General features: G+C 39.8%; 21 protein-coding genes. 6 read left to right on the top strand and 15 right to left on the bottom strand.

Annotated elements, in window-relative coordinates; all coding sequences use genetic code 11:
• Window positions 1-29 precede the first annotated feature (29 nt).
• From ACFE90_RS19880 to ACFE90_RS19855, 6 genes are all read right to left on the bottom strand, one after another.
• On the bottom strand, window positions 30-521 hold the full coding sequence (locus tag ACFE90_RS19880) for a reverse transcriptase N-terminal domain-containing protein (protein WP_375503516.1): 492 nt from the start codon (window positions 519-521) through the stop codon (window positions 30-32).
• Between the two features lie 551 nt (window positions 522-1,072).
• Window positions 1,073-1,369 carry a hypothetical protein gene (locus ACFE90_RS19875; RefSeq protein ID WP_375503514.1) on the bottom strand — a complete coding sequence of 99 codons (297 nt, stop codon included), beginning with the start codon at window positions 1,367-1,369 and terminating at the stop codon, window positions 1,073-1,075.
• A 14-nt stretch (window positions 1,370-1,383) separates the two neighbouring features.
• Window positions 1,384-1,794, bottom strand: coding sequence for a hypothetical protein (locus ACFE90_RS19870; RefSeq protein ID WP_375503512.1), 411 nt, complete (start codon window positions 1,792-1,794; stop codon window positions 1,384-1,386).
• A 38-nt stretch (window positions 1,795-1,832) separates the two neighbouring features.
• The gene (locus ACFE90_RS19865; protein WP_375503510.1) at window positions 1,833-2,108 is read right to left on the bottom strand and encodes a hypothetical protein; all 276 of its coding nucleotides are present in this window, start codon (window positions 2,106-2,108) and stop codon (window positions 1,833-1,835) included.
• Window positions 2,109-2,229: 121 nt separating this feature from the next.
• Window positions 2,230-2,553: a hypothetical protein gene (locus tag ACFE90_RS19860; RefSeq protein WP_375503508.1), complete on the bottom strand. Its 324-nt coding sequence runs from the start codon at window positions 2,551-2,553 to the stop codon at window positions 2,230-2,232.
• Between the two features lie 2 nt (window positions 2,554-2,555).
• Complete coding sequence (locus tag ACFE90_RS19855) at window positions 2,556-3,617, bottom strand: ParM/StbA family protein (RefSeq protein WP_375503506.1); 1,062 nt, start codon at window positions 3,615-3,617, stop codon at window positions 2,556-2,558.
• 216 nt (window positions 3,618-3,833) lie between these two features.
• On the opposite strand from ACFE90_RS19855, the gene ACFE90_RS19850 reads away from it, so the two are divergent.
• On the top strand, window positions 3,834-4,049 hold the full coding sequence (locus ACFE90_RS19850; RefSeq protein WP_375503504.1) for a hypothetical protein: 216 nt from the start codon (window positions 3,834-3,836) through the stop codon (window positions 4,047-4,049).
• A 220-nt stretch (window positions 4,050-4,269) separates the two neighbouring features.
• Here the strand turns inward: ACFE90_RS19850 and ACFE90_RS19845 are convergent, their stop codons facing one another.
• Entirely contained in the window at window positions 4,270-4,836 is a 567-nt protein-coding gene (locus tag ACFE90_RS19845; RefSeq protein ID WP_375503502.1) for a hypothetical protein, read from the bottom strand.
• Between the two features lie 438 nt (window positions 4,837-5,274).
• Here ACFE90_RS19845 and ACFE90_RS19840 point away from each other — a divergent pair, with 438 nt between their 5' ends.
• Together ACFE90_RS19840 and ACFE90_RS19835 are read left to right on the top strand one after the other, a co-directional pair.
• Complete coding sequence (locus tag ACFE90_RS19840) at window positions 5,275-5,523, top strand: hypothetical protein (protein WP_375503500.1); 249 nt, start codon at window positions 5,275-5,277, stop codon at window positions 5,521-5,523.
• Window positions 5,524-5,525: 2 nt separating this feature from the next.
• The gene (locus ACFE90_RS19835) at window positions 5,526-7,625 is read left to right on the top strand and encodes a hypothetical protein (RefSeq protein WP_375503498.1); all 2,100 of its coding nucleotides are present in this window, start codon (window positions 5,526-5,528) and stop codon (window positions 7,623-7,625) included.
• Between the two features lie 930 nt (window positions 7,626-8,555).
• Here the strand turns inward: ACFE90_RS19835 and ACFE90_RS19830 are convergent.
• The 4 genes from ACFE90_RS19830 to ACFE90_RS19815 form a co-directional block, all read right to left on the bottom strand.
• On the bottom strand, window positions 8,556-8,891 hold the full coding sequence (locus ACFE90_RS19830) for a peptidase inhibitor family I36 protein (RefSeq protein ID WP_375503496.1): 336 nt from the start codon (window positions 8,889-8,891) through the stop codon (window positions 8,556-8,558).
• 991 nt (window positions 8,892-9,882) lie between these two features.
• A complete protein-coding gene (locus tag ACFE90_RS19825; protein WP_375503494.1) occupies window positions 9,883-10,725 on the bottom strand; it encodes a hypothetical protein in 843 nt (280 codons plus the stop codon).
• Complete coding sequence (locus ACFE90_RS19820; RefSeq protein ID WP_375503492.1) at window positions 10,718-12,322, bottom strand: hypothetical protein; 1,605 nt, start codon at window positions 12,320-12,322, stop codon at window positions 10,718-10,720. The genes ACFE90_RS19825 and ACFE90_RS19820 overlap by 8 nt, the downstream gene beginning before the upstream one ends.
• Window positions 12,323-12,483: 161 nt before the next feature.
• Window positions 12,484-12,651 carry a hypothetical protein gene (locus ACFE90_RS19815; protein WP_375503490.1) on the bottom strand — a complete coding sequence of 56 codons (168 nt, stop codon included), beginning with the start codon at window positions 12,649-12,651 and terminating at the stop codon, window positions 12,484-12,486.
• Window positions 12,652-12,790: 139 nt separating this feature from the next.
• On the opposite strand from ACFE90_RS19815, the gene ACFE90_RS19810 reads away from it, so the two are divergent.
• The 3 genes from ACFE90_RS19810 (at window position 12,791) to ACFE90_RS19800 (ending at window position 15,655) form a co-directional block, all read left to right on the top strand.
• Window positions 12,791-13,894, top strand: coding sequence for an ImmA/IrrE family metallo-endopeptidase (locus ACFE90_RS19810; protein ID WP_375503488.1), 1,104 nt, complete (start codon window positions 12,791-12,793; stop codon window positions 13,892-13,894).
• Window positions 13,881-14,396 (top strand): hypothetical protein, encoded by a 516-nt coding sequence (locus ACFE90_RS19805; RefSeq protein ID WP_375503486.1) that lies wholly within the window; start codon window positions 13,881-13,883, stop codon window positions 14,394-14,396. Before ACFE90_RS19810 ends, ACFE90_RS19805 begins: the two co-directional genes overlap by 14 nt.
• A 593-nt stretch (window positions 14,397-14,989) precedes the next feature.
• Window positions 14,990-15,655: an Abi-alpha family protein gene (locus tag ACFE90_RS19800; protein ID WP_375503484.1), complete on the top strand. Its 666-nt coding sequence runs from the start codon at window positions 14,990-14,992 to the stop codon at window positions 15,653-15,655.
• 311 nt (window positions 15,656-15,966) lie between these two features.
• On the opposite strand, the gene ACFE90_RS19795 is transcribed toward ACFE90_RS19800, so the two are convergent.
• From ACFE90_RS19795 to ACFE90_RS19780, 4 genes are all read right to left on the bottom strand, one after another.
• On the bottom strand, window positions 15,967-16,536 hold the full coding sequence (locus tag ACFE90_RS19795; RefSeq protein ID WP_375503482.1) for a tyrosine-type recombinase/integrase: 570 nt from the start codon (window positions 16,534-16,536) through the stop codon (window positions 15,967-15,969).
• A gap of 427 nt (window positions 16,537-16,963) precedes the next feature.
• Complete coding sequence (locus tag ACFE90_RS19790; protein ID WP_375503480.1) at window positions 16,964-19,924, bottom strand: AAA-like domain-containing protein; 2,961 nt, start codon at window positions 19,922-19,924, stop codon at window positions 16,964-16,966.
• A 12-nt stretch (window positions 19,925-19,936) separates the two neighbouring features.
• Window positions 19,937-21,235 carry an AAA-like domain-containing protein gene (locus tag ACFE90_RS19785; protein ID WP_375503478.1) on the bottom strand — a complete coding sequence of 433 codons (1,299 nt, stop codon included), beginning with the start codon at window positions 21,233-21,235 and terminating at the stop codon, window positions 19,937-19,939.
• Window positions 21,236-21,272: 37 nt separating this feature from the next.
• Entirely contained in the window at window positions 21,273-22,145 is an 873-nt protein-coding gene (locus ACFE90_RS19780) for an esterase/lipase family protein (RefSeq protein WP_375503476.1), read from the bottom strand.
• Between the last annotated feature and the right edge of the window lie 731 nt (window positions 22,146-22,876).

Genomic DNA, 22,876 nt, shown 5'->3' with positions numbered 1-22,876 from the left:
TAATCCTCTACCCATTTCAGGGTTAGTTTCTACCCAACGAATCGCACACCCGGTCGGAAACCATAACTCCTTTCGTTAAAGGTCGCTTCGTGGGCTGGCTCAAGTGCTAGTTTTGCAACTGCTTGCCAAGCCCTATCAGATATAGTGGGGATTTTGAGCATTCTAAGTTGACCGTTTTTCTTTGGAATGGGAATTTCTTTCAATCCCTGATGTTTCCAATCGAATGCTCCTTGTTGCAATTGTTGCAGCAGTTGCATTCTTTCGGCGACCTTCAATGCTTTTTTACCGTCTATACCTGCCGTCTGTTTTCCCTTATTAAGCTGGGTAACTTGACGGATAGCCAACAGTTTCGCTGAGGTGGACTTCAGAATTAGCTTTTGAAGAGATTTGGCTTTTACCAGATTGCCCTCTTTCATGGCTTTGTATATTCTTCTTTGTAACCGGAATACGTTTTTCTGGATTTTCTTCCAGGGAAACTTATTCCAAGATTCACTAGTTAAGTAAGAACTGTGCCTAATCATGGTTTACTCGGTTGAATGTACTCTGAACACCCGTCAGCAGTTTTGCTGACATCTTACCCGTCACTTGGAATTCCGTTTGACATAACCTACTGAGGTTTCGACCATTAAAATAATGCCTCAGACCAATGTGACGTTTTTACTCGTTCCGTAACTTAGATTGTTGTGGTAGTTTAGAGCAGTCCAATTCGCCTGACTCTATCTCGGAGGATTGCGGTTAGAGGTTCGATACTACCGCGAGATTTTATGAGCCGTAGTCTACATTTTTAGTTCAGGCTGTAGCCATTACCGTAAGACGCTTTTCTAGGACTTATTTTACTCATGCTACCTCCCCATTAACGCCAGTGTTGTTACCTGCTTGTTTTACAACTGATTGCGTCCTGCTGGCAGCTTCACTCTGCTGGGATGTCGCCCGCTCGGTGTGCCCAGGTAGGGAGTCACTTCACCTCTGAAGGGTAGGATTTACACCTACATCCAAGAAACAGTTATAGATTTTCAGGCTTTAATCGCCTGCGAATCTACCTAACTCATACCCCTCTAATCACTAGAGGCTCCTAGTTAGAACGAGCCGCACCAAACCAAGGAAATAATGGCACTCCCTGAAATAGGCTTTGCCAGATTCCATCCGTGCTTAATAGAGTGCCGATAAAAAATCCTAGCGCTCCTAATATCTGTGTGCCTGATGAACCGGGGGTAACAAATTGTGCCAAAATGTGGGACACAAAAGATAGCGGGATTGAGATAATATCTACAATCCAACCTGCAATTATCTCAATATAATCAGAGACAGTTCTGTTCTTTTCTGGCTGTTTACCCGAAGTCGAATTTTCAGTATTGGGAGTTAATGCCATTTTTTCATTCCTTTTTACATCGCTGGTGCATTGTTACAAACATTTCTGTAGTGATGCTTCCACAGCCATTTCCGTTTTTCAATTCGCCCTATGCAAGTCCCAGCCGAGTCATAAACAAAAATAATTTCCGACTCTAGCCAACCTGTAGTATCCGGTTGGGGATTGCGTCTGGGATTATCAACGTATCGCCTGATTTTTAATTTCTGTCCGTTGGGGATAACTCCTGCTTGAGCTAATTGCTCTGCCGTTACTTTGCGCTGCTCTATCCGAGTTCGTTCAATTTTTTCGCTGTTCTCAATTTCTGCGGCAGTATTAAATGCTTGGAATTGAGCTGGTAGTTTTGCAAATAAAGGGGATGCAATGCACACTATTCCAATTAATCCCAGTGTTGCTTGCTTTTGATATTTGGTACTGCGATTGCTCATTTTTTTATTCCCCACTAAGGGAAGTAGGGAAACACTAATCACTTGAAATACTTGACCTGATTTACTAAAGCTTCAATTAATCCCACTTTGTCGCCTGACTGTAGTTCATCCATGCGTTCCATAGACTCTGACACGCTTGCTCGAATGTCGTTTTCTTGTTCTGCACATAAATCTTCTGCCAGTTTCACAATCATCCACAGGCGTTCACAATTGTTGAGTTCTTGAAACTGTGCGCCCCAGACATCTTGCATTTCTGCAATTAATCCCTCATCACCAGGGGTGTAGGAACAGTAATACCCTATTGGCTTTACCATGATTTAAAATCCTTGTGTAATTTCGTGAAAACGGCGAGAGAACATACTCTTTGGATAAAGCGGTTGCACTTACTTTGGCGAGTCGAGCGCATTCGCTTTATATACATTTGGTAGATTAGATTCATACAACTTCCTCGAATAAATCCCCCAGTTGGGCATCAAATTCATAGTTTTCTGATTCGGATTTAATTGGTAATGATGCTGAGACTGATGATGAAATTGTTTTGCTGCCAATTAACCCTGTAAACCAGTTAAATACCCTGACTAACGAGATTTGTTTGAACATTCCATGTGCCAATTTGTGTTCGTAGAGCAGCGCATTTACGATTGTCGTTAACTCCGTACCGGAGATTTTATCGGGAGCTTTTCCCAATACTCTTACTGCGTGAGTTTGCAGATATTCCTCAATATGCGGTTCCAATCTTACCCGCCGATTCTCAGCCATAATTATTTACCTCGTGCTAATCTTCCTGTGGCTATTCGCTCTAATCCAAGTGCATTAGCCCAGCATCCTTCTGGTACTGGACTAATACCTTGTGATTGCAACATTTTGGAAACTCCAGGCATTTCTACCCCACCGCCCCAGGCGACGAAACTCTGGGCGACATCCCGCCATTCTGCAATTTCTTTAAATGCCAACCGCAACCTATCTTTAAGCCACGGGGTAAGGTGATGGGCGTAAATGTGGCGGAAGTTAAAGTTACGAGTGCCATATTGAAAATTCCCACTTTCTATTCCCTGGCGAATTGTTTCGATATTGCCGGACTTGCCACTGCCCAAAAATTTAATTAATTCGGGGTCGGATGCAATCTCACTTAGCAGGTCGATGCAACCTGCCACTTCCAAAACCTGACGGTGGATAATTGCACCACCTGGGGCAAAAACTGTGGGGATAATTGTCGATGTGCCGAAGTCAATTGCTATAGCCTGGGCTGTGCGGTCAATTAATGGCTCTGGTTTTGCTGCAACACAATAACTGTAAGAGCCTGCACCTTCTGGCACAACTAAAGATACATCAAGGTTTACCAACGATGAATGATTGTTCCTACTGTTAAAACTGACGAGATGCGAACCATTGATTTTGCTGGTAAGCGCATCTCTAAAAAGCTTGGCGTTGTGAATGCTTAGTACTAGATATAGATTCCACTCATGCCGGTAGGGGAGGGTTGCTAGTCCACCAAGCAATGTGTGCAAAGAGTATTCCACTTTTAGGGTTGAATCATCACTCAGCTTTATGTGGGTACTAGGAGCTTTCCAGGCTGCGAGGGAGCCTGTTAAAAATTGCTTGCCAATAAGTTCTGCGCGATCGCCATCTTGGTAGAAAAAGTAGCCTCCGTCAGAGGATTTTAAATCATCTTCGAGGTCGGTCACTTGCACCACTTTGGAAGGAATGCGAACTCTTGTTCCGGCGATCGCCATTTTGACTAGCCCTGCCCCAGTATCGATGCCTGTGGGCATTGCTGGAATGCTTTGGGTTGTTCCAGCCGTGATTGGCTGCGTTATTAACATTTTCAAAATCCTCTACAAAGATTAATTAATTCAGCAAAACGCTTGTTGGGGCTGGATTTGGTGGTATTTATCGACAATAAAATTCTGTTACCTGAATTCGGATGAATTAGGCTTCTGATAAGCGTTATGGGCGTTTTTAGTCTATATCTGGTAGGATAACGAAAGGTGACGACACCTGTCAACACCAAGAACAAATTTTTCTAAAGGAGGTGGATAATGGCATTGATTGTATACACCTTACTCATGCCTTCTGATAAGCCGCGAATTACGATCCGAGTCTCCGAGGAGGAGTTAGACGAATTACAACAAGCTGCTGATGAACAGTACAGAACTGTACCAGCGCTGGTACTCGTACTGGTAAAAAAATTTCTAGACGAACGACGTAAAACACAAAACCCTTCGCCTACTAAAAAAGCGAAGGGAGGAGAATGATAAGTGCAGCTTAAATTTCAGCCAGCGTAGTAATACAAATATTGTTCGCTGTAAATAACCATGACTATCCACGCTTCAACAAATTAGTAATTCTTTATTAAATGACGCAGATAATAGTGGTAGAAAATTTTTCATTTCTGCATACTGGATAAAATAATAATCTGACTTTGCAGCCAGGTTATTTAAAATGATGAAGAATATTTGAGTAATTTAATTAAAACTAACCAACTTTTAAGTCAAAATATTCGATATTTAGACCGTCTGCAACCTTTTTTAATTCTCCAATTAATTCTGGAATGATAATAAGAGTTTGTTTTTGTATTGAAATCTTTGAACGATTCAGCTCATCTCCAATAATGTAAGAAATAATAGCATGAGTTTTCTCAGAATCAAAAAGTTCGCCTTCTTTAAAGCTTTCTAATGATTTGTTGAAAGTATGATTGGCCAAATCGCTGTCAAAGCTTATAGGCCCAAGCATTTTAAATTCTAATTCGCCGCTACTGTCAGAAAAAAGTGTTACCGCAGTAGACGTATCAATACCTTCAATTATTTCTTCAATTTTATCATCAGGAAAACTTTTAAAAATTTTTTCCAGCACCTGAAGCGACCAATCTTCTCTAAGAAGATAGAGGATTCGTAAAAAGATTACCTGTTTCCAGGTATAGAGAATAGGGTCTTTTTGAGGTTGAACAATTTTTGAAACGCTGAGATTGTACAACCGTTTTCGACTAAAGCCAGTCAACGTGACGACTTGTTTCTCTGAAAACATGGCAGTCTTTTCCGGCATCGTCAATCCTTGCTTTTACTTTACCCTTTTACCCTTGAATTAATTATAAATATTGTCTAGTCTTGCGACAAAATAACCAAAACGCGCAACTTGGTGTATACTTGAAAAGAGTGATGAAAGATATTCTGAGTTACTCAATTTTCAGAGCTAACTGGTACTCCACCCAAGACTCTCTTCAAGTTTGGACGACTAGAAAAGTCTTGAGTAAGCCAGTAGCTCCTTAACAAAAAAGCGAATCTACCGCCAAGGCTAAATGTACCAAGGGGGCAATTCACGAAGCGAATCTTCTACCGACTAGGAGAAATTCACTTTTAGGTAATCCACTAAGCAAGCCTTCTTCTATTGGCTGGCACAGTTGTATACCACTTTTTCATAATAACACTCCTTTGTAGACGTAACAAGGCTTGAAGATTCGCTTCTCTTAAGTAAAGGAGAAGCATGATAAAACCTGTAATTAACATCCACGACAAGGACAAAGACTGGGATTTCAGCAAGCTATGCACAAACTTCCTGAAGGTAGAGGGGACATTCGAGAATGTGCAGTTCCATATTAGCGTAGGTCATCTCCTCTGCGCTGCATTACTAGTAGGGACTGTACTCCAAGACCAAGCTGACAGTACAAATGCCGTAGAAGCTTCTACGGAAGCGGCTAACTGCTTGCTGTTAACTCCAAGCACAGGTAGCTAGTCGTGGTCAAAAACAATCAAGGGGCATTTGCCCAAAATGTTGTTCAGTCGAGTGTTTCACAGCCGCCAAAGCATTCCTCTACAAAAAAACTTCATTTACCAGCAGATCCGATAGGGCAGAGATATGTAGCACGCTTCTTCCATCCCTATGGGGCAATAATTGCCGACGCACCGACGCTGGAAACAACAGCAAAGCCAGAATGGAGAACTCTCCAACATTTTTTGCAACCCTCACAACTATGGGAATTGCACCAAGATGAAAAAACATTAGTAGGTATTCGTTTTGGATCTGAAACTTTGTATGGTGCAATCGATTTGGATGCAGGCGGCGATTATCATAATCCAGAAGCTGTATCTCGAATTAAATCAGCTTTGGAAAGCATTGGCATAGTATCGGTAGTCCCATGCCAATCAACTTTTAGCGGTGGCTGGCATTTAATTCTGCCTTTTTCCGAATCACTTAAAAGTTTTGGATTAGCCTGTGCAATTGATCAAGCCATAAGACATGCAGGTTTTATTCCTCGCCCAGGACACCTGGAGATTTTTCCCAATCCCAAACCCTATAGCAAGGAACAAGTAACTAACTATAAAGCTATCCGTTGTCCTCTCCAACCAAGGAGTGGGTCGTTTCTTCTTGACGACGAATTGCAACCAATCAGCAATAACGTTAAAACCTTCCTTGATCATTGTGATCGCGCAGCAGCTAGGCAAGATATTGAAGAAATAAATAAAGCCATTAGCACAGCCAGAAAGCGCCACAAACCTCAAGGGGACAGCAAACAAACTACAGATATAGATGAATGGTGTGCTGATTGGGAAAGAATAATTACCACCGGGTGGACGGGTAGCAGCCAGACCAACACCATTATTCAAATTATTGTTGGTTATGGGATTGTATTTCTAGGGCTAGATGGTGAAGAATTAGTAGACTACGCCGTAAACACTGCCATCAACGCTCCTGGTTACAGAGAATATTGTCGGCATAAGCATGAGATAAGAGTTAGAGTCCAAGATTGGGTAAAGTGTAACGAAAAAAATAAATGGTACTCTCCATACGCCAGCAACCCAGAGAGGCCATTAGGTACGTACTCGGCAACATTTGAGTTTGCGATCGCTCGTGGCACTCACGCATCAAACCGAAACAATAATATAGTACAGTTCGACCGACGAAAGGATCTGAACAGGCAGCGCAGCCTAGAAGCTCAACGACGCATCCAAATAGTCGTTAGAACTTTTGAAATTAGTAGTACTTTACCAGAGGGTACGACAAATCGAGCGAAAGCTATCTGTGTGGAATACAAGCGTCGATTTAACAAGTGCCTAAGCCAAGAAACACTTCATAAGCACTTGCATCTATGGCATCCCAAATGGTACATCTGCGATCCTTGGATGGAAAATGCCCCAAACCCTTGTGGAATAAGCAACTACGGTCATTCTCCTAATGTTGAAAGCATTATTTTAAGCCAACAAGAAGCTTCAAACCCTTGTGGAATAAGCAACTACGGGCATTCTCCCTATATGAAGGTTTGTGAGAGATTCTTACTGCCTGCCTCTGCCCCTCAAGGGCAGAAAGCAGGCAGTAATCAAATTACTGAAAAGTTGGATATTGATTCATTAGCATCTTCAACTGTTTTATCCGATGAAATTAACAATCAAATCAATTTATATAAGAATTGTAAATCTGTTAGTAATTCCGGCGCGGTTGAAAAAGTCAATAAGGAAAACTTATCAATTAATTTGAGCAGTAGTCTCTATGCTACTCCCGAAATTGCCCCATCCCAAACTCCTAGTAAGGACTTGGCTACATTAAATGGTTTACCAGCAGCAACCTCTGATTGTGTGGAGGATTTTCATCAAGTTGCTCGACTGCGTATCCAAGCCATATCTCATGCCAAAAACATAGTGAGGAAATATCGCACGATTGTAGGTAAGCTTCCCAAAGGCTCGGACTACTTGCGTTTAGAACAGATTGTCAAGATGCAATTCTACCTCGATTCAGGATACCCAGCTTTAATAACAGAGGCTAATTGTTGGGCAGATGCTAATCCTGGATGCCTACCATTTTGTTTGGAATCAGCATTTGGAGAGCGAGACAATAGATAATCAGATTTATTTCTCTACTTCTATACAAAACTGCCCTCAAAATTCGGCCAGATTAGAGATTTGCGCTTTTCTTAGTGCCATTAAACCAAGGTTATTTGTAAGCGAACCCCTAAATTTATGCGTCGCTTTGTCAAAGCTGGATGCACTCTGACTCTGATTTTTTCCCAAAATTGGGAAAAACCAGTTTTTTGGCAAGTCATGTCCGTTACAAAAGTTATGCCGATTGAAACTTTCAGAGCATAACTTCTATGACCGCACTAACAAAGTTTGGCTCCTGGCGTACCCGCTTGCTAAAAGTGCGATGCCTGCGGTGTTCTTGTTGCCATCACTGACCACTGCCACCAAAGATTTTTAACTTTTCAATTTTTCACAGCGCGATCGCTAACTCCTAACTCCCCATTTTTACCCGTGGTGCGATCGCACCAATTTGTCGGCATTGCTGTACTATTTTGACAATGCTGACTTTTATACAATGTTTGCTAGTCACCACTGAGAATAGCCTCATTTTGTATCAGATGTTGATACCGTAGTCACGACCTCTATATAAATAGAGATTAATCATCGTGACTACCAAATTCATCATGATTACCAGACCATGACTACGAAAATGTAGAGCAACAGATTATTTGACCACTGCGACAAATTACAAGTTAAGTTCTTCAAACTTGTAAGCTTCGCTATGGAGGAATTTAATTTTTATGGTTTCTGATATAAACTTGTAGAAATTGCTTGAACAAGCGATATAGAAGAATTTGGATTATTGACAAAGAATCTGCCGTTTTGGTCAAATAATTTGTCCCTCTACGTTTATCTAAACAACAACCTCTAGTAAATGCACAGGCGGAACGCATCCGTGAGAGGACTACTCCTTTAATGACATCGAGTATCCGCAAAGCGATCGCTGACCCCGACCATGTGAACTAAAACATCTCAGCAGGATTTCAGCGAACTCGTCTTGTTGTCGATGCGCTCGATCGCTAGGTTGGCGCGGTAGCCGCCCGCAGACTGCCGTAGTAACAGCGTCTTGTAGTTAGCACCGTCGTATAGACACCATGCGCTGCCAGTCCGGTTCCAGATTGACGTGACCTTGTTGTTGAACACATATCCACCGATCGGGTTAGCCAGATTGGCAGAACCTTTGGCGAAATACGCAAAAGACCCGTTGTAGGTGGAGTTCGTCCAGATGCAGAACTTGCCGGAGGGGCAGTCGGCCGAGTTGGCGGTCGCCGGGGAGGCGATGCCAACGGCGGTGACTAGGGAGGTCATCGCGAGCAGCAACGTTAGGGCGGGGCGTGCAGTCTGTCGGGAGCGTCGCGAAGCGGCGGCGCTCTTATCGGCGGATGTTATGGGTCGCTCCTTCATCAGTGTTTCATTCCTCTGATATACATCTTTAAGTACATATTAAAAATAATTTTTTAACCTTACATCAGCTATTAGGGGGTTGCCAAGCGTATTGTACTAGTGAAAGCATATCGGGTTAAAAGTGCCTAAAGTATTTCGCACCAAATTAATCCGCATGAGCGATCGCTGATAACTTAGACGAGGTTATTGGGCAGGGCTGTGGCGAGGTGGTGATGAATTGGGGAGTTTATTCGGCCTAGTCAGAGCGTGAATTTTGCGAGGTGAATTTGGGCGAGGTGGCCTGCTGAGAAATTGGGCAGGTCATCTTGCGAGGTGTGTGTAAGTAGCGAAGTGTCGAAGTGAGTAAAAGTTCAAGGGGCGACAAGCGAGCTAAAGTACTTGCTGTATAAGCTTCATAGCCCTTAAACCTCGCTGATAATATGTCTGCTTATTGCGAATATGGGGTTCAGCCGGGATACGCGCAAATTGGGACATGTTGTAAAGTTATGTTACGCAGATGTTTGAAAAACCTTGATTTGACGTTGTTTCAATACCGGATTGAGCGTGTTCTCTCTTGTGAAGACATTCCCTAAAAAGGTCATTTATGGGCAAGTTTAAGGGACTGAATAGGGCGAAGAATTGATTTCAGTGTGCAAAAAATTGAATGTTCATCTACCATTTTTGGGCAAGTTAGTAAATCACTAGACGACGTTGCGTAATATTTGTTTACAACGTGTCCCAATTTGCGCGTATCCCGGCTGAACCCCTTGAAGGGGTTCAGCCGGGATACCTTCTCAGTGGGACACGTTGTAAAGTTTTGTAACGCATAGAAAGCGAAACCCCCTGCCTGGAACGTATTGTGGTAACGCTAAAGAAACTATCAATTACTTAAATGACTTTGTGTTGTTTCCGCGACTCATTGCTGACGATATTGCTTCCAAGTTGCATTCAGTTCGTCTGCCATCCTGTTCCATAGCCACGTTGGTATGAGTGGGGCAGAAGCACGAGCGATTTGATATTCGCTCATCAACTTGATGGCTTCTGATTCCTGGACACTTTGGCTTGCGAGAAGATTCTCGGTAGACTTCTCAATTTGCCCTGCTTTGACACTGAAATTGTGATATCCCAAGACTAAACGAAATAGATTTAATGAAAAAACTAGGGTCAGAGCAGATGTCACAATCCTTCCTAGACTGGACAGAATCTGTTTGTTGTCAATGGCTTGAACACTGATGAGCAGGATAAGCACTGCACTTGCGACCAATAAGCAAGTCCCCGCGAGGTAATAGTTCCGCATCTGCTCCGACAAATGTTTGCTCCACCAAGCCGATTCCTGCAAATTTTCCAGCGCCCGTTTTGTACCGGGAGATTCTTTACTAGCGAAATAGTCTTCAGATAGGGCTTTTGCAACCACAAGCTTATTAACCTTCGATGGACTCCGCATCAGTAAGTCTGAAAATTCGGCACCTGAAATTGCCCAGCCGAAAGAATCACGTCCGTCTAACTTCCGTAGCCAAGCTTCCGCTGTACCCTTGTGGGTATCTGAGCGCCACGCCAGCCAATCCGCCATCATTGCCAGGATAAACACGATCACTGGAGCATAGGCTGGCACTAACGGCAGCAGAACTGTTAAAACACCAACTAGGAACCCTGTCAGTTTACAGATGAGGGAAAACCGTGCCCATCGCTTCGCTAAAGTGAAGTAAACCTGACAGAGCGCTCGCGGATTGTGCTTTACCTGATTGCTGCTGTTAACCATAATCTGGGAACTCCGACCCGAAAACTTTTTTCCACCAATAAATAGCCGTCTTCTGGTCATTTTTAGATTCAGCTATTATTGCATGACTTGCGTGGTTTGCAGCATTTCTAAGGGCTTTGATAATTTTTTGCTTCGTGTCCCAGCTAACATTTGCATCTAATGCTTCACCAAGTCTCTTTGGATCAGGACAGTTACTCATTATGGAGGAACTGCAACGCTGGAAGAAGTATTCAAGTGCTGCTGGATAGCTAGTTATTATAGGGGCATACTGAAAAGTCTGAACTACCAGTGTCTCAAAGTAGTAAGACGATAGACTAGGTTTATGTTTCCTTTCGTTCCAATACTTCAGTAATCGCAGAACAGGCAAAAGTTCGCCTTTATGCTGAGTGTTTACTGATGTAATGCTTTGAGCGTCAATTTTTGGATTAGTTCTAATCCAGTTGCCATATCCATCTGGAATTAAGAAATGAGTAACCTTATCGCGATAATCGTAGATAGGAATTGCTGGTACGATATCAAAGATCCAGGGATGGGACTTGAGATTTAGAGTCACTGCTTGCATTCGTCTGTTTTTGTCAGCTTTCAGATAATTGGTCACATAGGCAAGGTGATGCTTAATCCGATTCAAAATCTTGATTGAGTTGACATACCCCTTATTATCTGCAAATGCTTGAAGAGGAGAACGAGCATCTATAATTTTAACCCGACAAACTGCTGTCATGTTAACTCCATAGCCGGATGCTTTCTGTTGATAAGAAATCTCGACATTAATTCCCTTTTCGTTTAGCAATAGCAAGATATCGATATCATCTAATGGGCGAATTTTTGTCTTTCTAGCAAATGACCCAAACGGAATATAGATACCCTTAAGTCGTGGAAAATCCGAGTGATTATTGACTAGTTTTTGAACTTGCTCAAACAAGTAGTCACGGCTTGCACGTCCTTTATCTGTGGTTGACGGCTTTAAGTCAACGATCTGGGATTGAAACTTCTTAAATGCAGCTTTTACTGTACTAGCTTTTAGGTCAATATTAGGCTTACGTCCTAACTTTATATCAACTTTAGGTTCGCTAGGAAATTCATTTTTACAGCTAGTTGGTTTCTCATTAAGTCTAGCTTTCGCAGTGGAAGTTTTAGCTTTTTGGATTCGTTTTCCCTTGGTTTTACTGACACTTTTAGCTCCAGTTGAGCTAGCTTTTGCAGCAGAAAACTTAGGTTGTTCAGTCGGTTTTATATCAATCTGACTGACTACTTTTTGAGTGCGTTTATTTTTTGTTGAGCTAGATTTACCAGCAGCAACCTTAGCTTTTTTAGTTGGCTGTACCTTTGTCTTACTGTTTGCTTGTTTAGTTGTTTTGACTGTCGTTGAATTGGCTTTTCCGTTTGGACTCTTCACCTTTTTAGTTGCTTGTGTCTTAAGAGCAGGATCGTCGGTCTGTTTGGATCTAGCTCTTGGAGCAGTGGACTTAGCATTATTAGCTTCCTGTATCTTGGGTTCAATGACTGTTTTTTTTGTATGCTCAGTTTTTTTTGAATTAGTGGCAGTACGAGCCTTGGACTTTTGGTTTTCTGCTTTTGTGTTAGATTTATTGACCATTTTTTTTGTAAATGGTGATGCTCTGGATTTTGAAGCCGAAGACTAAGATAATGAAGAGAACTGAAGGAGTGGGCTACGAGTTTAACACCACCCCTCCAATAGACCAAAACTAATAGCATTACCGAGTTACGTTCAGTCTCCACACTGAACGCAATTTAGTATTAGTCTTCCTTACGAACACCCTTAAAAGGTTCACCATTCTGCTTTACGTCCATAAACTGTCCGGTTTCAGCATTACGCTTTACCCATTGTCCGGTCACAGGGTTGTAAGTTTGGCTGCGTTTGTCCACAGCACCACGGCGATAACCGTTACCTGTATTCTTTGCCATATCTTTATCACCTCCTTAAGACTGATGTAAAAGGTCTTTGACATTTTCTATTATAATTAAGTAAAGTGGGGTCAACAACTTTGACATAATTTTCTAGACCTCCCTGAACACCTCTAGTGATCGCAGGAAAGAATCAGCCATGAAAGAGATCATTGCTGCGAACCTGATCCGCTACCGTAAAAGTCTAGGCTTGTCTCAAGAGCAACTTGCAGAACAAGCCGGGGTAACTCGCCAGAGCATCAATAACTACGAGAACGCCAAAACTTTACCAGACAGCAAAATCCTCTCTGCTCTGGCGAGTGCTTTGGGCATTACACTCGATGACTTGCTACGCTCACAAGGTGAAGGACTACCCAACTTCCGGTTCCGCGCTCATGTTTCCTTTGACAAAAATGCCCAGTTTGCGGCCCAAGTGCTACGAATGCTGCAAACTTATAACGCCCTAGAACAAGCCGTTGGCTTACCGACCTACACCCCAGAAAGTACACCTTGCCATCAAGTAGAAGGCAACGAAAAGCACATTCAGACAATAGCTGCTTTGTTTCGCCATCGCCTGGGCTTGGGAGATGCTCCCATTGCCAACCTGTTTCAGTCTGTAGAAGAAATCGGTTTAAAAGTTTTACGCTCCTCCATTCCCATTAAAGGTTTCTTTGGTCTGAGTGCTTGTAGTGATATTGAAGGTGCTTTTGTTTTGGTAAATACCCATAACATCACCATTGAACGTCAATTGTTTACCATTGCACATGAGATTGGACACCTAATCTTTCACCGTGTAGAGTACCAAGACACCCTGATTGAAGAAGGAACCAAAGAAGAAGAAAAAGCACGAGAAAAGGTGGCTGATTACTTTGCTAGTCATCTACTTGTGCCTCAAGCTGAATTTGAGCGGATGTACGCACTTACCCAAGATATTGTCAAACTGAAACGGCATTTTCGGGTGAGTTACCTAGTCATCTTGAATCGTTTAGCAGAAATGAAAATCATTGATTTTGCTAAAGAGAAAGCCAAAATATGTGCTATCTATAAAAAGCAACATGATGGTGCATCTTTGCAAAACTCAATGGAATTACCACCAGCACTGCCTGCGGTTGATTATCCAGAAAATGAACGTTATGAATTTCTAATTTGGCAGTCCTTAAAATTGGGCAAGATTTCAGAGATGAAAGCAGCAGAACTTCTCAACTTAACTGTTGAAAACCTGCGGGTGCGTCGTCAAGAAAATGAGGTTTATGCAGTCGCTTAACGGAACAATTCTTGACGCAACAGCACTCATTGATTTTCGTTGGCTGAACGAGTGGGGGTGGCTACAACAGCACTACAGCCCGTTGTACATTGCCCAGGAACTTCTAGACTCAGATCAACTGGAAACCCAAACTCGTCAAGCTGCTAACCAATACTTAACACCTCTGGCTCTTTCCACAGAAGAGATGTTTGCCAGTTTTCTGGAATTTAACGTTAGAGCGCCCCTTTTAAGTGTCGCGGATCGATCTACGATTGCCATTGCCCGTCATCAATTGCTGATTTGTGCTAGTGATGACGGGCTAGTTGTTGAAACCTGCAAGGCATACGGTGTTACCTACACTAGAACACTGCGATTATTAGCTGAGATGGTAGAGACAGGACACAAAACAGTGATAGAGGTGACGGCAATGGCTGATTCATTAATCAAGGAGCGGGGTAAACACATTTCTCCCAGAGTTTTGGCAGATTGGACAACAAGTTTACAGAAGTATGGCACGAGCTAAAAAATCAATTTAGATTCCTTGCGTAATTCGATCGATATGGTGAGAATTGGTTGCTAAAATCAATGATTACTTTATCTGTCCTTCGTCCGCCCATCTTAGCCCATTTAGGATTCCCAAAATGATCAGAAATACTAGAGGAATTTCCTTCTAATTGGAGGAGATTTGGATATCTAGCTGGATGGATAATGTAATAGTCGGGATAATCTGCTTTTCTTGGTTGAGCTAAGAGAAACTCATTGGCTGTGATTGATGAGATCGCTAAGTTATGGTCGTGAATGTCGTACCCGAACCCTTTAAAGCAGTAAGAGAGTAGTTGTGTATCGATAATTGTATTCACAACTCAGTTATTTTTGGGAATATAACTATATATTATGGGACACAGTAAGCGGCACTGACCACTTTGTTAGCTCAGGTATGTTATACCAATTCTGTATGAAGATGCGAAAGTTTTTGTAACAGAGCGGCAGCTTTCGGCCAATCGGTACTATTGGCGATTTATTTGCGCTCCTATAATGGTTGCAGGTTTTGGAGCTATGCCGGAACTATAACCCTGGTGAAGCCGATTTAAAGTTACTAAAAAAAAGAGGATTTCTATGAGTGATTGGCTAGCAATATTTGAAGGAGCTGCATTTGCTCTAACAGTTAAAGGCGATATGTACAAATTTTTTTCAAAAGTTTTTGAAGGAGTGGATGGAATCGCGATTGAAACAGTTATCAATGAGGTGAGATGTTTTAATGCAAAAAGAACAGCAAAGGCTATGAAAGAGATTTATGAAAGGCTCAATCATGCAGGAATAGAACCGAAAAAAGTACCTATAAAAACTTTAATACCAATACTTGAAAATATTTCAATCGAAGAAGATGAAACATTAAGCGAAAAATGGTCTAACTTATTAGAATCGTCTATTAAAGGAACATTTATTCATCCATCTTATATAGATCTTTTGGAGAAAATCTCACCGAATGACGCAAAGGTACTAGACATTATATTTAAACAGTCTGAAATCAAATCAATAAAAGATTTTTCTATAAATCGGTTAATATCAGAAGTAAATATCAAAGCAGAAATGAGCAAAGAAGATTTAATAGAAAGTCTGGAAATATTATTGAATAAATCCTTAATAAATATAGATGGAGTAAGCAAAATGCCGAATTTATCTCTTATAGACCTTAATGATACAACAGCTAAATTAACAACTATAGGCAAAAAAATTATGAGATTAGTCACAGAAAAAGAAGATAAAAATAATAAAGATTGATAAAAAAGGCATTGAGCCGAGATTTAAGTAATTTTCTGCAAGAGACACTATTTCTATACAGCCGTCATTATCTGTTTTAGCTATGCACATTAGTTTATCTGGTAATGGGTGATAAAATGCAGGAATCCTCGCATTGAGGATATTAGAAAACTGAATTGAAATAGAAGTAGCGACATTTGCTGCTTAACTATTCGTTAGGACTCCCGTCTTTGGGGGTTCTAATTTAAAAAGAATTTCAACTAAGATTAGCCGTAAGCTCAACATTAATCCCGTGCTAATTCCTCCTGTATAGAATAATGGTATAGAAACCATCAAAAATCCAAAGCAGAGATCGCGTTCTGCTTCTGCTTCTCAGTTACCCCCAAATATCGCTCCAAAGCTGCCAAAGTCCGATGCCCTGATATCTCCTGTATGTGCCGCAACGGTATCCCGGCATCGCTCATCCTAGTTAACGCCGTCCTCCGAAAGCTGTGGGTACTAACGCCCTCAATACTGAGCCGCACACAGGTATCTCTGAGGATTTTGTCAGCACTGACCTTGTGAATATGTCCTAACCCATGCCGACCGGGAAACAAGAACTCCTTGCGGCGGTTGGGGTTGTACTCTTCTAAACACTGTTTGAGCTTGGGATGAACTTGAATTTCCCTGGTGTCCCGCTTGCCTTTGGTGTTGACGCTACGTAGTACTAACACGCCTCTGACACCGTTGCTGCCAAACACATCTTTCACAGCTAAAGTGCAAGCTTCGTTGATTCGGCAGGCAGCATAAAGGCACACGCCGAACAAAGCCCGATCGCGTGGGTTGACAAACCCCTCAGTAAATAGGAGATTAATTTGGTCAGGGGTGAGGATTTCTGCTCTGCCGAAGCGGTTTATTTTCATAGGGTCTAGCCTACATTGTCTAAGGGTAATAACACAATGTAACTGCCCAAAAAGCCTAATGTTTCGTGAGCAATGACACCCGATTAACCCAGACTTATCAATCGCTTTCGCTACAACCCGCATTATCTCGTTGGCTGATAAAATTACCTTATGCGAAGAGCGCGATGACCACTTGCAGGTATAATATACGCCAATTAATGCGGTTATCAACGCCCTCATCCCACTCCCCAACAAAGTCACTAGCGAATAATCTAGATTCTTTTATTTTTGCCAAATAGGGATGCTCCCCAAAACCTCGTCAGTAGTCGTAAATGGCAGTATGACAAATCAAGCATTTCAGCCTTCACTGCGGACAATTTATGGTGTCAGTCACACTTTTTTTAACATGCGGTCGCTCTTTGCGGCTAATGCCTATTGTGGTAATTGACTAATAAAATATACTAAAATTACATATATTAATTGGCAAATTTAATATTAAATACTTATTTAAAAAAGGTAATAATAATATTATTAATAACATAGCTAAAAATATAAAAAAATATTTAAAATCTTTTTGAATTTGAAATATAATTGGTTTTACTAATGCTATAATCACGCCTATTATCATACCGAAAGCTGCCCAAGCAGCAGATATATTTTTAATCCCTATCCAAGTAAAAGAATATGAACTTAATTCACTAAATATAAATAGATTTGAGCCGATATGTAAAATAATAGTATAAATGATTTGAATAAATGCTTTAATACTATTTACAAAATCATATATTATTTTTATAATAAATAAAACAAAAGGAGTTATATCAAAATTAAAGCTACTAGAAACTAGTGTTATTGTTATTAATAGTATTGTTAAGTAAAATATTAAATTTTTAACTGTGTCTTGAATATTTCTATATTTAATTAATTTAATTACTTGAAGTCGTAAATTTCTATATATGTTTGATAAAGATATATTAGCAGTTGATATTAGATTAAAAATAATTATTATAATTATTCCTAAACTAAAGCTAAAACTGCATTGATTGAATACAAAAGGAAAGTTTTTGATTATATTCTCTTTGTTTTCCCTTAAAAAATAACATGAATTTGAAAAACTATTTATATCTATTTTATTAGAAGGAGGCGATAAAATCCAAAATTCAATATAATTTACTTGCGTCGAGACATAAAGTCTAAAAAACATTAATACTAATCCTATCAATAAGGCAAGTATACAAGCTGAAAAAATTATATTTTCCCATCTAAAGGCTGTTTGGAATTGAATTGGTATCTCATATACACCTTTATTCTTAATTTTAATTTTAATTAAACCACGATAAATTCCTTCATATAAAGAAAGTGTATCTAAATTCACTTGAAAATCAATTGATGAACCTTCAAAATTGGGTCTGAACGAGATATATTTTAGGTCAGTGGAAGCAGTTCCTTTAATCCTTCCTGTATCAGGAATACAATTTAATAATAATGAACTTTTAATTCCATGTTTGTTTAAAGTAACAGTTCCAAAATTAAGCTGTTTGGGTTCTATATTAATTTGAATATCTATAACAGTATACGTTATAGGAATTAGACAGGGCTGTTTAATATCTTGCAAGTGAATCATAACAGAACCTTCATACTTGCCAACTTTAACTTCAAGCGTATCTATAGAAATAATAAAATATGTATTGTTAGAGTTAAAAGTTTTAGTAAAACTAACGCCTGGTAGAGAATTTTTAAGCTCTACAAAACCCCAAGCAAAACCACGATTCTCATTAATAATCTGCAATTTAATTTCTTTTTTAAATCCAATGGGAATTTCATTCATATCTATTCTTGAAGGGTGTGCAACTATTTTAGGATAAGGCTCAATATTTTCACTTTTACAAAGTTCTCTTACAAACATCTCTAAACCTTGACGTTTTTTTTGTAAATAATTATTCACAATTTTAATAGATATATTTGCTAAATCGGTTCTTCCTCGTCCTGCTAGCCACGATTGGAGATATTTATTAAACAGATGGTTTTCTGCTTCTTCAGGATACCTATCACACAAACCAATAAGTTGAATAATTGATGAAGCTTCACCATATTCAAACTTAAAAATGTGAGACTCTAGAGCTTTTTTAATTTCTCTATCCTCCAAATCTTGACTAGCATTTAAAAATTGATAATCATCACTACTAATATTTTTATTTGCTGCCCATATCTTTGCATCTTTCAATGCTTGTCCTCGTAACAACCTTGATTCATCCTTGTAGTTAGAAGCCAACCAAGCTGTTATTGATTCAGCGTGTGGGCGTAAATCTGCTAGTGCCTTATTAACCCAGCTTTGGTTAAATACGGACTCATAAATTTTATTATAAACTTTTGATTTTCCTTGCTGCTCAACTACTAATCCTGAAAGTCTTAATTCCATTTGTTCTGAGCTAATATCGGCTTTTACTTCTCCATGCTGTAAAATTTTTTGGTATAATCCTAATAATCTACCAGCACGTCGGTCATCTCTCAAAAGACGATTGCGTATTGTTCTTAAATGCTCAGGTTCATCTTGAGATTCCCAATTTTTAATAATCCTTGAGCCTACCACTTTCTCAACCGAACGAGGATTTTCTTTCTCAGACTCCTCAACCATGAACTTACATAACTTCTGAGTTAAAAATGGCTGTCCCCCTGTCCAATATAATATTTCTTTCATTACAGCTTTAGGATTATCAAATTTACCTTGCAATCCTTTGATTAGCGATTGAACTTCATTAAGGCGGAAACCATGCAGTTCAATTCCTTCTCCAACATTAAAAGGGGTTTGAGTTTTATCAATAATCAAATCCCCAGGAGTTGCTACTCCTAATAATGCAAAAGTCAACCGTTTAAAAATAGGATTGTCAACTCGTTTATTCTGGAAAAATCTAATTAGAGCAAAAAAGTCATCCAAAGAAAAATCTTGACTTAATACTCTATCAATTTCATCCACAAAAATGACTATTGGCTGCTGAACTTTTACTAATAATACTTCTTCAATAAATAGTCTTAAACACGTTACAGGATCAAGAAGTTTTTGGTGGTCTTGCCACCATATCTGCCAATTAAATTCAAAATTATCTTCTAAATGGCAACTTTCTACTAAAGCATAGGCAATTCCACCATACCACTGCGACAGTGTTACCTTATACTTACCAATCCCTGTCAGGTCAATTGCCGCACAAATAGTCCCTTCTTCTTCTAATCTTTGCATTGTCCGTACCCGTAAACTGGACTTTCCCATCTGCCGAGAATTAAGTACGTAACAAAATTTCCCTTCACGCAAATTTTGATAAAATTCCTCATCCGCTTGTCGTTCAACATAACTTGGAGCATCAAACGACAGACTGGCACCTATTTGATAGAAAGTGGAGTTATTTGTTACCATAATTTCATCTTCTTACAAGACGCGACGGAAATACTCACGATAAAGTTGGCAACGAGGTGTAACATGATTATTCTCTCTTTGCACCAACCCCAAACTGTGTAATTTGTAAATTTGCATTGGATCTAATTCGATCCCTACATTTGAATTAACTACTCGCTTTAAACATTGAGCTAGCTCTGGTACTCTTTGTAAATTTATAAAGAGAGAGCGCAAGTGATTATTATAAATTCCTGCTTCTGTTGTTATTTCCTTTAATAACTTATTGAAAGTTACTTTCTCTGCCGCAATCTCATACATAGCTAAACGCAATAGGTAAGGGTGTCCTCCTACCATTTTCATTAAGTTTTCTAAAAATATGTCTGCATTTTGCATTCCATGTTTTTTAGCTAAATATAATGTCTGCTGCTGATTAAATTCTTCTAACTCTATAGGTATTCCAGCATTAAAAGGAGATTGATGCACATCCAAGGGGATATAAACTTCTGTGGAATGCGCTAGTACAAGCCGCAACTGCTTCCATATATCCAAAGTCTTTCCTTTTTCATGCCAAGAACGTAACATTCCAAAGAAATCTTCAACCACCTCACTATAAGTAAATAATCTATCTACTTCATCTAAACCTAATACTAAAGGGCAATTAATCTTAGCTAAAATATACTTTCTAAAATAAGCTGTACAATTATCATTACTACCTAGTATATTAATATTCCATGACTCATTTACCTTATTGTCTAGGTTAAGCTCATTACTTATGTTTCCACAAAACCAACGTAAAAATATATCAAGATTTGTCAATAATGATTTATCTATACTAGTTAAATTTAAATAAACTGACTGATAATCATGCTTTTCTCCGTGAGCAAGAATTCTAGTTAATAAAGAAGTTTTTCCCATTAGTTTTGGTGCTTTAATTCGAATTAAAGAACCAGTTCTTAATACAGTTTCATAACAAGTGGATTCAAGACTATCTTGTTTTATGTAAAAATGGGAATTAAGCGGCACATATCCGTCAGGATATTCTAATTCGATAGTTGGAGGAGAGCTAACTATATTATTACCTATAGGTTTTGGTTCAATATATGTGCTTGTGTCTCGTTCTAGTCCAAAATTATCAGTAGCTTGCAACTGTTGTTCAATTGCATCCAACTTGTCACCAAGCTCCTTCAGCGTCCGTTCCGCTTCATGAAGCTGGTGTTCATATTGAAACTTACGGGATGCATCAGTCTCAATCACCAAATCTATTCGCACCTTTGTAACTTTCTGGCTTTGGAGCGTATATTCTTTATCGAGCGAATTTCTTTCTTGCTGCAATCGCTCTCTTTGGTTTTGCGATGATTTAAAACTGTCATCAGGTATTTTTTTTTTGATAATTTAAATTAGATTGCTGTATATTATCTAAGGGAAGAGGTTCAAAGGGATCTTGTTTAGGAAGTAAAGAAGGGAAAAGCATCGGATTCTTTAAATGATCTATAATAAAACGTTTAACACGGCGAGAGATGAGATCATTAGGGGAATTGGGACGACAGATGGAGAGGTGGTCGCAGTCCATAGGGATAGGAATGACACTTCTAATACCAGGGTCAGCACTTATTTCATTAACAACTAAAATTCCATTAGTTTTTTTCTTTTCGCAGTAAACTTCTATAGGAATTTGGCTGAGGAGATCATGATTGCGGTAAACATTGTTGAGTTCGCGTAAACGAGAATGGTTAGCATTTAACTCATCAACACTGATGGAAGGAAGAAGAAAATTACCAATATATGTGACCCAATTAGCAAGGTCAGAACCGGAATGGGGAGTAGATAAAAAGACAATACCTTTGGTTTGTTGTACAATCTTTTTCCATCTGGGTTCTCCAAAATCATGAGCATGGCGAAGCATTTGTTTGACTAAGAGACCGCCCATACTATGCGATATCAAAAGCAGTGGACGTGTACCAATTTCATAGCTATCGAGAAGAGCCAAAGAGTGTGTAGCACGGTCTACAAGAGGCATAGTTGAACCTTTCCACTTAAAGGGTTCAACTTCATAACCGAGCGACCAAATGCCTACATCTGGTAAATCAGATCCCAGCCAGAAAGGCCAAAAATTATCATCTTCCTCTTTGCCTTGAGGATGCCAAGTCTTGCGATGATGCCCACCTAACCCATGAACAAAAATAACGTCTCCAATACGAGAGGAATTATTACAACCAGAGATAGGAAATAAATCGTTTTGCATAACGAGCCTTAGAAATGTGGAGTTAAAAAGTCAAATACAGCATTAATACCTAAATTTTAACAATAAAAGGCTATTTATTGGCTGATTTATTATTGGTGTCTAGAGTATGTCTACCAATATCCCTAGTGTATAAGGGTTACATAATTTCGTGTCCGAGTAGTGTCTTTTATCTGGAGTTTAGACTAGTCAGGAGTGCGAAACTCTAAACCCTTACGGCAATTGATGTACATCAAATATAAACGCACCCACCCAAAACTTGAGCAGGAAATTTATAGTACGTTTGAGCTAAATAAGTTCCCAAGGCAATCAAGGATGCGATGGCTCCGCCCGCCGCAGGCATCGCCTATGTGGGCGGAACGCCATTGATTGCTGGAGAGTGCGGTGTAGGCGAGGTGATCACCAGAAAAAGAAATTGACGAGCGCGATTTTCTCTTCTTTAAACCGGGGTATGAGTAGCATTCGCGCAGAAAACCGGGTTAAGAGATATTACATGAGTAAGACAAACATTTTTAGAAGCTGAAACCCTTATTTTATCGTTGAGTAGTGACTCGATAATAAGTTTAAGTCAATGACCTTAGTTATCGGGAAAATCCTTAGCGAATAAGGCTTTTAAGCTTAACCCGGTTTTCTGTTCTGATGATACTCATACCCCTAGACATGAGAGATTCGGGTGCGAATCAAAGGTAAGAATCTATTTGTTTCCCCTCAGCTGACCATTTTTCATCTAGAAG

Source organism: uncultured Nostoc sp. (genome assembly GCF_964245445.1).
Classification (GTDB): domain Bacteria; phylum Cyanobacteriota; class Cyanobacteriia; order Cyanobacteriales; family Nostocaceae; genus Nostoc.
This window is presented reverse-complemented; position numbering and strand designations above follow the sequence as displayed.